Genomic DNA, 11,939 nt, shown 5'->3' with positions numbered 1-11,939 from the left:
GTCCAGACGCCTGCTGATTTCGGTGACGGACAAGCCGTCGCGAGAATCGGCGAGCATTTCGATGATACGCATCGTCCGCTCGACGGTAATCAGCGCATCTCCAGCATGAGAATGGTTTTCGGACGCGTTTGGGCTGGCAGTTCCCGCCTTTCTGGTCGCCGCTCTTTTGTTGGCGGAGGTGACAGTGTCTGCTGCGCTTTTCATCAAGGTGGCTCCAGATGCGGAAAGTGGGTTGTGTCGCGGATGTAGCGATGAGCCGCCGAGGAACGACATCGGGCTGAAATTCTGCCCTGATCGACGACATCTGACAAGCAACGAACGGATGTGTGAAGCAGGGTGGGTGGCTTTCGCCGCACGGGGTCCGTACAAACTGGGCTCGAGTTTTCCGGAGCACTCGCGACAGGGGTAAACGACAGCCCCTTTCTGGTTGACACCTCGATTCACACCATCTTAGTATTTAGGTAACAACGATACCTAAAACAACGCGACGCTGCAAACCCGCTCGCCTAACAGTGGCACAAGCGAGTGGCGCCGGCGAATGACGACGAATCGTGGCGATCGCCGTTCTGATAACTTATTGAGGATGACAGATGAAACTGTGTCGATACGGAAACGTGGGACAGGAAAAGCCCGGGATGATCGATGCACTCGGTCGAATCCGTGACCTTTCCGGGATGGTGGACGATCTCAGTCCAGCAGACCTCTCGCCGTCGGGCCTGCACCGTTTGCGGGAGATCCACATCGACGATTTGCCTCTTGTGAGTGGCGAGCCGCGCATGGGCACTCCGTGGAATAGCGTGCAGAAATTCATTGCGATCGGTTTGAACTACGTTGATCACGCAAAGGAAGCGGGAATGCCGATTCCCGAAGAGCCTGTGGTATTCATGAAAGCCACCAGCTGCATCATGGGGCCGTGCGACGACATCGTCCGCCCGCGCGGCGCGTGCAAGCTGGATTGGGAGGTGGAGCTCGGTGTGGTCATCGGCACCAGGGCGCAATATGTCTCCGAGGCTGACGCGCTTGATCACGTGGCGGGCTATTGCGTGTTGAACGACGTTTCAGAGCGGGCGTATCAGATGCAATCGTCGCAGTGGGACAAGGGCAAGGGCTGCGACACCTTCGGTCCGATCGGACCCTGGCTTGTCACCCGCGATGAGATTCCTGATCCGCAGAAGCTCGACCTGTGGTTGGAGGTCAATGGCAAGCGGATGCAGCAGAGCAATACCAAGGCGATGATCTTTTCGGTCGCGCAGCTTGTCGCCTATCTGAGCCGCTACATGACGCTGCTTCCCGGCGACGTGATCGCGACCGGTACTCCTCCCGGCGTAGGCATTGGCCGCAAGCCGCCGGTCTTCCTGCAGCCTGGCGACCAGGTCAGGCTTGGCATTGCCGGATTGGGTGAGCAAAGCCAAAGGGTTACCGCAGCGGACTGATTATCAACGATGTCGCCGGCCGACGATGCGGTGGCAAAAATGAAAATACGGGAGACGACCATGGAGCACGTAACGGGCAGAACCTCGACCTCATGGCCTCTGGCTCTGCGGCGACCTGCGATCTCAAATCGAGCAGGGCGCACCTCTCGCAGGATGCCTTGGATCAATCCGCGAGGGGCTCGCTAAATGTTCTCCAAGACGATGGACAACGCGACGTCCGCTTCCCGCGGCGTCGCCAATGCGTACACGTCACGAGAGCGCGTGCTCATCTTGCTGTTTTCGTTTCTCGGCACGGTGTTCGATGGGGCGGATTTCGCGATTTTTCTGTTCTTCATGGTGCCACTCGCCCACCACTTCGGCGTCTCCCTGGTCGATATCTCGATTATCCAGGCGTGCAGCTACGTGATTGGTATCGTCGGTGGGTTGATATTCGGGCGGATCGCAGATCGCTTTGGACGTCGGCTCGGACTGACGCTGACCGTCGCGATGTTCGGCATCTTTACGTTGTTAACAGCGTTCGCAACTGACTACTGGACGCTGATGATCGTCCGGATCTTGACAGGAGTCGGCATCGGCGGTGAGGCGGGAATTGCGTTCGCCTACGTTAATGAAGCGCTGCCAGCGCGCGGCGGGCGTCGGGGGCTGATGAGCGGTCTGCTGCAGTCGATGTTTCTCGTAGGCATCTGGGGCGCAGCTGCCATGTATTCATTCTGCGTGGCCGCGTACGGTAGCGATGCGTGGCGCTGGGCATTCGGCTATCTGGGCTGCGCGGCGATATTGGCCGGATTCGTGCGCGTCTTCATGCCTGAGTCCCGTGCCTGGCTAGCGGCTCGCGATGCGCTCGTCACAGGTATCGCGTCGACGCAGCAGATCCCGCTGCGCCTGGCCGAAGCGCTGCGTGGTGGAACTGGCCTGCGCGTCGTGTGGTGCACGTTGATGCTGTCGTTCGGCTTCTACGGATGCTACGCGGTGGTCACCTATTCACCGGCGATGTGGCAGACATCCTTTCATCTCCCGGCTGCCGAAGTGGCACGTTTGGGGATGGTCGCCAGTATAACTGCCGGCGTCGCGTATCCGCTCAGCGGCATCCTGTCGGACTGGAAAGGCCGGCGCTGGGCTTACACATTCAGCTCGGCGTTCGGCGTGCTTGCCTATGTGTACTTCTACTTTAGTATGACTGGGCATTCGACACCGCATGGCGCTGCTCCGGGAATCGACTGGCTCTCGGCGATCGTGCTGTCGTATCTCGCGCTGCAGATCGGTTTCAGCTATCTAGGTATCCAAGGAGTCTGGATCGGCGAGCTGTTTCAGACAGAAATACGGGCCACTGCGCAGAACTTCGTTTACTCCACTGGTCGTGCGATCGGCGGAGGAGGCGCACCGCTGTTGGGACTCGTGGTTGCGCGTTCGACTGGACTGGGTATCGAGTTCGCGGTAGCGTTCGGCTTCATCGGCGCGGTAGGTTCGTTGATTTTCTGTCGTTTTTTGCCGGAGACCAGTAGGGAATCGAGCTAGGTGACGGCTGTCGGAAAATGTCGAACGATTCTTCTTTCCTAATAAGTTTGATTAACTAAATATTGTAAATGGTCGTGAAACTGGCGAAGTTTCATATGCGCGAGATGACCGGCCAATGAAGAGGCTCGATGAAAAAAATTGGGGTATTGATGATTGGAAGTGCGGTCCTCTGCGCGAGCGCTCAAGCGCAAAGCTCGGGTGGTCAGGTGGACCTGTTCGGCGCGCTCGACTCGTTCGTCGGCTCCACTAAAGTGTCGGGCGCGACAGCTTCGACAGCGAAAGTCGGCAACGGTGGGTTAACCTCGTCGTTCTGGGGCATGAAGGGGAACGAGGATCTCGGTGGCGGCGTGCACGCTATCTTCGACTTGCAATCCTACGTCCTCATCCAGAACGGCCAGGCCGGACGCACGACGCACGACAGTTTCTTTTCCTATAACGCATACGTTGGCCTGTCGGGCCCGTTTGGCACTGTGACCTTTGGTCAGCAGGCCAATCCGCTGTTCCTCGCGCAGGCACGTTTCAATCCGTTCAGCGGTAGCATTACGCTGAACCCGGTTATCGTGCAGTCTTACCTCGCCGCCTACGGTCGTGCGTTGGCCGGCGACGACGAAATGAGCAATGCCGTGATCTACCAAAGCCCGGTCGCGAAAGGCTTGAGCACGACACTTGCATACAGTTTCGGCAACGTCGCCGGTGCTCCGGGAACCAATAACGTTCTGGCCATGCTGGACTACACGAACAATGCGTTCGCGGCGACTGCGGGAATGGAGCGAATCAAGATTCCAACCTATCCGAACGCGCCCGCAGCGAATCTCGGTGCGGCGTCGGATCAGTTGACGGTGCACGCTGCGGCCAGCTATGACTTTACGTGGATCAAGCTTTACGCTGAGTACCAGCGCACCAACAATGGCGGCGTCGCGAGAAAGGACAACATTGGCCAGATCGGTGCGACGATCCGCATCAATCCGTTCAACAATATCCTGGTGTCTTGGGCGCGAGATTACATCACGTACGGGCGGGCACCCCACGTCTACCATAATACGGCGAGCATCGCGTACGACTATCTGCTCTCGGCGCGCACCGATACCTATCTGGCGTATTCGTACGATAAGGTCAGCGATCTCGGCACGGGCAACACAGTGATTGCTGGGATTCGACATCGATTCTGATGCACCCGTGGCGAGGTTTCCGCAGGTCACCTCGTCAAGTTGAATGTAGACTGCTGTCGCAGTTGAATTAACGATGTCTGTTGTAAATAAATGACCTTAAACCGCCCGTGAACCCCTCGGGAAGCGCGGAGACTGGTTGGTCTAAGTTTAGCCCGAGCGGTAGCGGGATTGGTGATTTGCCGGTTGAAGACGGCCGGTGAAAGAGGCTGGATCGGCGTTAGCGCGAATTTCTGTGCTGAGTGCATTGTTGGCAGCCACTGGAAGAAATACGTGGAGGGATGCGAGTCGGTCGCAAGGCCTCTGGCGACGACTGGCGCGTCGCCCGCAACGTGGTTGTGGCGGAAACTGATGAGCAGGCGTTGGAGTGGGTGATGGATTCGAAAGGCGGAAATTACCACTACTTCGCCTACCTGATCGAGGTCATGCGGCGCGCGAACTACACCATCATCCTAAAGGAAAACCCGAACGATTCCGACGAGACCCTGACCGTCGCGAACTTGACGAAAAACCAGGTGATTTACGGCTCTTCTAGAACCGTGATAGAGAAACTCGCAGCGCTTCGCGAGAATGTCGGCCCGTTCGGTACGCTTCTTTTGGCCTCAATGGACGCCAGTGGCCGCAACCGCCATCGCGAATGGGAAACCATGCGCCGACTCGCGCGCGACGTGGCGCCGGCACTCTCCAAAATGAAATAACATCACAGTGTCCACGCGTCGAAAGCCCGGTGGGTGGACATTGCAGGATGCGTCAAGCCAACTACGTCGCCAAATCGTTAGCGCGAGTCGTCGCGTTGGAGGCCACACGCTGGCTCGAACGCGTGCAGCGTCCATGCATTTCTCGGGGGACGAAACCAAAAGGTCTACTTTTTTTGACTATCGTAACGGGTATTCAGCGCCGCAACGGCTGTCGCGAGGTTCGAGCGAAAGGAAGGATAACAAAGAGGAGGAGAGGTTTTGCAAATTTCAAGAAGGCGCTTTCTTACATTCGGAGCATCGGCGGCGACTTCCTCATTGTTCGGCACGCGGGGGAAGGCGATCTATACCAATAATATGAAGGAGTTCCAGAAATGAAACAATTGGCGAAGCGGAAGCTGGGCAATTCAAATCTTCTGGTTAGCCGAATGGCGATGGGTACTGTCCCATTGAGCGGTCTCGGCGCCCGCACGACCTACGACGACTTCGAAGAAACAATTCTGGCAGCGCCGGATGAGGGGGGCTCTATTTCGACACAGCACCTGGCTACGGGAACGGGCGAACAGAACATTTTCTAGGGCATTTCCTGCGCGCAAAGGAACTGCGCCGTGACGTTGTCATAAGCACGAAGGTCGGACGGGTCCTTAAGACGAGGAGACGTGCCCGGAAAACAGACAAGGTGATTTTCGGCATCGAATGGATCGACGGACTGCCTTTCGTAGACGAGTTTGACTACAGCTATGATGGGATCATGCGATCTTTCGAAGACAGCCAGCAGCGCTTCGGGATCGATGGCATCGACATCATCCACGTCCATGACACCGGCCGCTTATCTCACGGTGACGACAATGACAGATATTGGACCCAACTGCAGGACGGCGGATTCAAGGCCCTACGCGAGTTGCGTGAAAGTGGTGCCGTGAAGGCCGTGAGCATCGGTGTGAACGAAACGGCTGCGGTCCTCGATATGGCGAACGAGTTCCCTCTCGATTGCTGTCTCATCGCGGGCCGGTACACGCTGATCAACGATGAAGCGTCGTCACATTTCTTCCCCGAATGCGAGCGCCTCGGTATTGACGTGATTGCGGCTGGGGTTTTCAACTCGGGAATTCTCGCGGGGGGCTCGAAAGGCCCCAACAAACTGTTCGATTATAGCGATGCGCCTCAGTCGATCATCGACAAGGTCGAAGCGGTCGAGGAGGTCTGCGATGAGTTCAGCGTGGCCCTGCCTACAGCCGCCGTGCAATTCGTCGCGGCTCACCCTGCGGTCGCCACCGTCTTGGTCGGCGCAAAGAACCCTACGGAGATTCGGCGTTGCTACAGTGTGGGTACGAATACGTGGCTCACCACAACACCGCCCCCAAGCCGTTCATCTGGACCAAAAGCACGCGCGACATCTTGCAGAAGGTCATTCTCGCCAATAGTCGCTTAAGTTCCAAACAGAACGGAACGCTGCACTAGAGGCAAGGAGAACTCGATGAAGGAGCGATTTACCGACGCACAGATCATCTGCATAAATGCGTGGTAATCGTGCCGCCCGGATTCTGCACATCGACGTCCGAGATCAATACAAACCGAGCGGCAGACGGTTCAGTGATCAGCTTGCGTCGACAACCATTTTCGATGCGGGACAACCGCTACCGAAAGACCAGTCTTCCGCACCTGCGTTCATGGAGAGGCGGACGAAGACATCGTCACGTGCAATTCCCGGCGAAGCAGCAAGTTTGTCCGAAAGACGCGCCAGGAAAGCCTCCTTTTCGTCCCGACGCCGCGCGTCCGACTCGATGTTAATGATCATGAAATCGTCGGAGCGCTGCCCGTTGATCCCGTACCGACGATCGTAGATCAGATCGCCGGGTTCAAGTTGCTCTATGATCTGGAACAAATCGTTTTCGGGCATCTGATAAGCCTCGACGAGCGCTTCGTATATGCTGTCTGACATTTTCTTGATGTACTCGGGCGACTTCCCCTTGATCATCGTCACACGTACCAGTGGCATGAGAATCCTCCTTTAGGTTCATTGGTGCCCGTTACCCATCCTGTTTGCGCCGGTGGTCGACGCGTAAATCGGGCCACGTGTTCCACCAACTCGATGCATCCCCACGCGACGCAATCACAGAGCCATCCCTACACGACTGTTCGCCATCAGTCGGCGCCCGTGAGGCAGATTGCGGGCCATAAGACGTCATTCGCCCGCGCGCGGGACCGGACATTCAAACGTGTGTCACGCTCAAATCGCGGCCCACTCCTCGTTGACGTTCAGTGTGGCGTCCCTTGCGAATCACCGCATGCCGCCGCTAGCGATAAGATGCTCGCCCGTGATCCATCGCGCGTCGTCCGATGCGAGGAAGACTGCGATTGACGCGATGTCATCTGGCTGACCCAGACGGTCGAGCGGTGTCTGGCTGAGCGCCGACGCTTCCAATTCGGAGCCGATGATCCCGGCGTTGTGCGTGCCTTCGGTCTCCACGACGCCTGGATTGATTGAGTTCACGCGAATCTTCCTCGAACCCAGTTCACGCGCGAGCACGCCGGTGATCGCGTCAACAGCGCCCTTCGTGCCACTATAAACGGCGCTCGCCGGCGGCGTAATGCGACTCACGGTCGAACTGACGTTGATGATGCTCGCCCCCTCGCCAAGATGCTTTACGGCGGCTTGCGTCGTGAGCAGCACACCGAGTACGTTCGTATCGAACTGTTTGCGGAAATGCTCCGCGGTGATTTCTTCGATTGGCGCAAACTCGTAGATGCCCGAATTGTTGATGAGGATATCGAGGCGACCATACGTTTCGATGGCGGCGTTGACAATGCCTTGCGCGTCCACCGACTTTGAAACGTCGCCAGCGACGGAAACTGCTTTGCCGTTGGCCGCGATAGTCGCAGCTACAACGGCATCGGCGCCTGCCTTGCTGCTTGCATAGTTCACGACTGCCGAAGCACCCTCTGCTGCGCGAGCCTTGGCGATAGCGGCTCCGATACCCTTTGATGCACCGGTGACGACGGCCACCTTGCCTGCAAGCTTGCTCACGAGATCTTCCTCAGCGAAATTCCTGTCGTGTTCAACGTAGGACCAATTCCGCGCTGCACGCAACGTCATGAAAGTCAATGGAGACCAGTAGCGGGTCATCAATCTCTCGCCTGGCGTCGTCGTAAGTAAAGACGCGTCGCGACATCGGAACCACGGTGCCGCCTACGTCTCGATAGTTCGACGCATAGTTCGCACCCCGCGCACGGCCCATCACATGAACCAAGCTTGTCGCTCACTACGTACCCAGCCTGCTCGATCTATAAATTCGCCAATTTGAAATTCGATTATCCATGTTTTACCACGCAGCGAAATAGAAAGCGCGCACAGCGGCTGTGCTTTTATGCACAGAAAGGGGCCAACCAGCGGAGCCGATGGGATTGCCAGCGACCGACCGGAGCACACTGACGTTCTGCATGTCTTGGTTGCATTGAACGAAAGCACGTTGTGACATTCCCGAACTGTCGGCTCGACTCCATACAACCTCCCGTGAGTGGGCGCAAAATCGCACAACAAATGTGCGTGGCTGCTATTTTCGGTTTGCGAAAAAAATGGACAATCAAATTCCGGAACTGAAAATTGTGCGTCGCCCCGTGTGATGATCCGGGGAATAATGGCGCAACATCGAAATTCGTCGCGCTCTGGTTGTCTATCTTATAAACGCGGCACGAGAAAATTGATCTGCTCTATTTTGAAAACTGTTTGACCACTTTGCCGCCGAGTAGTAGGCCGCCAGCCTTCTCGAAGTGCTTTCAACAGAAAGGATTTTGGTTTGTTGGTATCAAATTGGCCTCTTTGTCAAAGGATCTTGATCTCGTGACTAGCAAAACCGTAGCGTTTATCGGTGTTGGAAACATGGGCGCGCCGATGGCCCGGCGTGTTAAAAAAAGCGGCTTCCATCTCGTCGTCTGCGACCGTAACCCCGCCGTGCTGCGCGAATTTGAGACGACCGGTGCTGTTGTTGCGACAACGGCAAAGGACTGTGGCAACGCTGATGTCATTGTCCTGCTTCTTGGAAACGACGAGCAGCTTGTCGATGTGACGGTCGGAAGCGAGGGGATCGTTCACGGCATTCCTGACGGACATCACCCAGTCGTTTGCGTTATGGGCACAACACTGCCAGATACATTGCGTAAAATTCAATCTCCACTTATCGGAGCGGGGGCGCATCTGATTGACGCCCCGATTAGCGGTGGCATCCCTGGAGCGGAAGATGGAACGCTAACGATCATGCTGGGCGGCGAGCAGGCTGACATCGATACGGTGGAGCCCGTGATGAAAGCGATGGGAACGAACCTCTTTCGCTGCGGGGATCTCGGTTCGGCTGAGGTCGTCAAGGTCGTCAATAACATGTTGTCTATTGCTACAATGTTTCTGACCGCGGAGGCGATCGACCTTATGGAGAAGAATGGTGCGAAGTTCGAGCAGACCGCGCCAATCCTCAATGTGAGCACAGGTAGAAACTTCCTGACGGTGGACGTACCTGAGTGTCGTCGGCAATACGGCTCGTGGGCTCGCACCGAGTCCGCATTTACGGCACTGCTTAACGTGGTTCGCAAGGATCTGCGCTTGGCCAGAGAGCTTGCTTCATCCTCTGGACTTCATCTCGGACTGCTGGATGAAGTATCGAAGTATTTGGACTCGACAGATGATTCTGTCATGGACCGGTGGATGCGCCACGGACGAAGACGTTAGTTTTTCGTAGTATGGTTCAGTATGCATGGTCCGACCTGGATCATTGCGCAGTGTCGCAATGTTTCAACGATAAAAACAGTAACAGGGGTTGTACCAAGAGTATTGAAAATTTGGCAGTATTAGACTGCACTGCTAATCGTGTAAGGAGGATAAGTTACATGCGGAATGACATTCAGTTCAAGACCGAAGATGGCGTGACGCTCCGAGGATGGCATTACCTTCCTGAAGGTGTCACGGGAAAGGTGCCAACCATCGTGATGGCGCACGGCTTTTCCGCGGTTAAAGAGATGTATCTTGACCGTTTTGCCGAGGCCTTTGCTGCCGCGGGGATGGCCTCGATCGTCTATGACAACCGGAACTTCGGTGCCAGTGACGGCGAACCGCGACAGGAAATCGACCCGTGGCGTCAGGTACGTGACTACCGTGATGCAATTACCTTTGCAGAGACGCTTGAGCAAACAGATCCCGAGCGGATTGGCATTTGGGGTTCCAGCTACAGTGGTGCCCATGTATTGGTCGTGGCGGCGTTTGACCGCCGAGTTAAATGCGTTGTCTCGCAAGTCCCATTGGCAAGTGGGTCCCGCAATTTCCGCAGGCTGATCCGTGCCGACTATATTGGCGGGGTGCGTGACATGTTTGACACCGACCGACGCGAAAGATTCAAGGGTGCTCCCCCCGCGATGATTTCGGTCGTAGACGAAGATCCGTCCGCTTCGTCAGCTCTGCCAACGCCAGACAGTTGGGTTTGGTTCACCGAGACCAGCAAGGCGCGTGCTCCAGCGTGGCGCAATGAGGTGACACTACGTTCGATCGAGATGTTCAGTGAATATGAGCCGGGCTCCTACATTCACCGCATTAGCCCAACGCCGCTTCTCATGGTCATTGCTCAAGACGACGTACTTGCGGTGACAGATCTCGCACTCGAAGCCTACGAGCATGCGCTGGAGCCTAAAAAGATCGTCATGCTTAGGGGCGGACACTTCGATGCCTACGTGAATGATTTTGAAGAGTCGTCGACATCAGCGGTGGAATGGTTCAGACAGCATCTCCAACGGTCGTAAAATTTGAAATAGCGGGGGACAGCATGCTTAACCGCATTGCTGTCCTCGTAGCCGGTAAGAGTCCGAACCGCAGCTAGAGTCCGGGGTTAAAAACTGTTGAGTTGCCTCATACGCCCAGCGTCGGGCGTGAGCGCGCAAAGTAAATCCGAGCCGGTCGTTACTTCTTCGACGCATGCATGTGGCCCGGCTTTTCGTTGCTGTTTGAGTCGGTCGCTATCTCCGCGATACCCGTGGATTCTTTTCGACGATTTCCGGAATGAAATCCCAAACCACTCGGATACGTCGAGTCCTGAAAAGGTCTTCTGGCGCGGCCAGCCATAGAGTGCGGGTGATTTGTGGCTGATCAGGGAACAAATTGACCAGGTCGAGCCGGCCCGCCGCGACGTATGGAGTCGGAAGTGCGATTTCCAAACTGCTGCAACCGCCTCTCGTTGCGCGAGCACGCTCGTAGAGGTGAACCTACTTCTCGGTTCGGAAACGAGGTCATCGAGAATACGATAGCGCTCGCTCAGTGAACCATCGTGGACGTAATCGCCGAAGTCGTATTTTCCTATGTTTGATAGTTCATGAATTGGAGCGTTCGAGTCGAGGTATGTACGGGGAGCTATAGAAAAAATGGTCAACCTCCGCGAGTCGGGTGACTGTATCTGAATGCACCTCAAGTGTCATGCAATGGATGACGACAGTATTATGCGGGACGACGTGCTGTAAGCGGTATTCATAGGCGCCATTCGGGGCTGGGAGTGGCAAGACCGACGCAAGTGTGACGCATCGCAAACGGGGAACAATGGAAGCGCCGACGCGGCATGCGCCGGTCACTGCCGAACTGCGGGCAGCCACATCGTGTAGCTCGGGCAGAAGAGGCTCGGGTCGTCCTTGATTGGCATACCCTCTATACCAATTCGGGCAGACTCGACTTGAATCTTCAGGTCGCACCACGCTTCGTCGTCATCGTCCCGTGGTAAGAGATACAGCCCGTCACTGACTCTGCGTGCGTCTCCCATTGCACCGTACAGTCGTTCGCCGTTTCCGATGATAAGAGTGCTGACGGTCACGCCTTCCGACGTGAAATTTCCGATCTCGGCTTCATCAGTGACGTTCTCGATCCTCGGGACCGACAGTTGGTGCGGAAGCTTGGAGACCGTTGGCGGACTGTCCCACTCTGGGTCCTTGATGCCGACTTGGGCGACGCCCGCGACACAATAAAGCATAGCGACGAATATCGCAGTCGAGCGGACAACGCGGGCCGGATGCATATTTCTTGCCTTCGAGAGTTCATCCCGTGATCAAGGCGGATAGGCACGCTTCAGTGAAACCACGATCCGACTACCCCAAGCGACACTAACCCG

The 11,939-nt window shown here is 56.4% G+C and carries 11 protein-coding genes and 1 pseudogene; 8 read left to right on the top strand and 4 right to left on the bottom strand.

Annotation, left to right across the window (positions count from 1 at the left end; genetic code table 11):
* The coding region (locus GNZ13_RS00230) for a helix-turn-helix domain-containing protein (RefSeq protein ID WP_172159417.1) at window positions 1-204 on the bottom strand (204 nt) is incomplete at its 3' end.
* 386 nt (window positions 205-590) lie between these two features.
* Here GNZ13_RS00230 and GNZ13_RS00225 point away from each other — a divergent pair.
* The 6 genes and pseudogenes from GNZ13_RS00225 to GNZ13_RS00200 form a co-directional block, all read left to right on the top strand.
* Window positions 591-1,433, top strand: a complete 843-nt coding sequence (locus GNZ13_RS00225) for a fumarylacetoacetate hydrolase family protein (RefSeq protein ID WP_172159416.1) — start codon at window positions 591-593, stop codon at window positions 1,431-1,433.
* Window positions 1,434-1,619: 186 nt separating this feature from the next.
* On the top strand, window positions 1,620-2,948 hold the full coding sequence (locus GNZ13_RS00220) for an MFS transporter (protein ID WP_172159414.1): 1,329 nt from the start codon (window positions 1,620-1,622) through the stop codon (window positions 2,946-2,948).
* Window positions 2,949-3,076: 128 nt separating this feature from the next.
* Window positions 3,077-4,117, top strand: a complete 1,041-nt coding sequence (locus GNZ13_RS00215) for a porin (protein ID WP_172159412.1) — start codon at window positions 3,077-3,079, stop codon at window positions 4,115-4,117.
* A 278-nt stretch (window positions 4,118-4,395) separates the two neighbouring features.
* Entirely contained in the window at window positions 4,396-4,812 is a 417-nt protein-coding gene (locus GNZ13_RS00210; RefSeq protein ID WP_172159410.1) for a hypothetical protein, read from the top strand.
* A 371-nt stretch (window positions 4,813-5,183) separates the two neighbouring features.
* Window positions 5,184-5,387: a hypothetical protein gene (locus GNZ13_RS00205; RefSeq protein WP_172159408.1), complete on the top strand. Its 204-nt coding sequence runs from the start codon at window positions 5,184-5,186 to the stop codon at window positions 5,385-5,387.
* Window positions 5,388-5,392: 5 nt separating this feature from the next.
* Window positions 5,393-6,241: pseudogene (locus GNZ13_RS00200) on the top strand (aldo/keto reductase); the annotation flags it as partial.
* 165 nt (window positions 6,242-6,406) lie between these two features.
* Here GNZ13_RS00200 and GNZ13_RS00195 read toward each other — a convergent pair.
* Entirely contained in the window at window positions 6,407-6,808 is a 402-nt protein-coding gene (locus tag GNZ13_RS00195; protein ID WP_172159406.1) for a tautomerase family protein, read from the bottom strand.
* A 282-nt stretch (window positions 6,809-7,090) separates the two neighbouring features.
* Window positions 7,091-7,837: a glucose 1-dehydrogenase gene (locus GNZ13_RS00190; RefSeq protein ID WP_172159404.1), complete on the bottom strand. Its 747-nt coding sequence runs from the start codon at window positions 7,835-7,837 to the stop codon at window positions 7,091-7,093.
* An 813-nt stretch (window positions 7,838-8,650) separates the two neighbouring features.
* On the opposite strand from GNZ13_RS00190, the gene GNZ13_RS00185 reads away from it, so the two are divergent.
* Both GNZ13_RS00185 and GNZ13_RS00180 read left to right on the top strand, forming a co-directional pair.
* Window positions 8,651-9,529: an NAD(P)-dependent oxidoreductase gene (locus GNZ13_RS00185; RefSeq protein WP_328807152.1), complete on the top strand. Its 879-nt coding sequence runs from the start codon at window positions 8,651-8,653 to the stop codon at window positions 9,527-9,529.
* 158 nt (window positions 9,530-9,687) lie between these two features.
* Entirely contained in the window at window positions 9,688-10,590 is a 903-nt protein-coding gene (locus GNZ13_RS00180; RefSeq protein ID WP_172159402.1) for an alpha/beta hydrolase, read from the top strand.
* A gap of 815 nt (window positions 10,591-11,405) precedes the next feature.
* Here GNZ13_RS00180 and GNZ13_RS00175 read toward each other — a convergent pair.
* Complete coding sequence (locus tag GNZ13_RS00175; RefSeq protein WP_172159400.1) at window positions 11,406-11,846, bottom strand: hypothetical protein; 441 nt, start codon at window positions 11,844-11,846, stop codon at window positions 11,406-11,408.
* Window positions 11,847-11,939 lie beyond the last annotated feature (93 nt).

The sequence above is a fragment of the Paraburkholderia elongata genome, from assembly GCF_013177735.1.
Lineage (GTDB): Bacteria > Pseudomonadota > Gammaproteobacteria > Burkholderiales > Burkholderiaceae > Paraburkholderia > Paraburkholderia elongata.
Note: the sequence above shows the minus strand (reverse complement) of the source record. Positions and strands in the feature narration are given on the sequence as shown.

Coding starts and splice junctions, on each gene's coding strand:
- GNZ13_RS00225 (WP_172159416.1), top strand. CDS start 591: ATGAAACTGTGTCGATACGGAAACGTGGGACAGGAAAAGCCCGGGATG.
- GNZ13_RS00220 (WP_172159414.1), top strand. CDS start 1,620: ATGTTCTCCAAGACGATGGACAACGCGACGTCCGCTTCCCGCGGCGTC.
- GNZ13_RS00215 (WP_172159412.1), top strand. CDS start 3,077: ATGAAAAAAATTGGGGTATTGATGATTGGAAGTGCGGTCCTCTGCGCG.
- GNZ13_RS00210 (WP_172159410.1), top strand. CDS start 4,396: ATGCGAGTCGGTCGCAAGGCCTCTGGCGACGACTGGCGCGTCGCCCGC.
- GNZ13_RS00205 (WP_172159408.1), top strand. CDS start 5,184: ATGAAACAATTGGCGAAGCGGAAGCTGGGCAATTCAAATCTTCTGGTT.
- GNZ13_RS00195 (WP_172159406.1), bottom strand. CDS start 6,808: ATGCCACTGGTACGTGTGACGATGATCAAGGGGAAGTCGCCCGAGTAC.
- GNZ13_RS00180 (WP_172159402.1), top strand. CDS start 9,688: ATGCGGAATGACATTCAGTTCAAGACCGAAGATGGCGTGACGCTCCGA.
- GNZ13_RS00175 (WP_172159400.1), bottom strand. CDS start 11,846: ATGCATCCGGCCCGCGTTGTCCGCTCGACTGCGATATTCGTCGCTATG.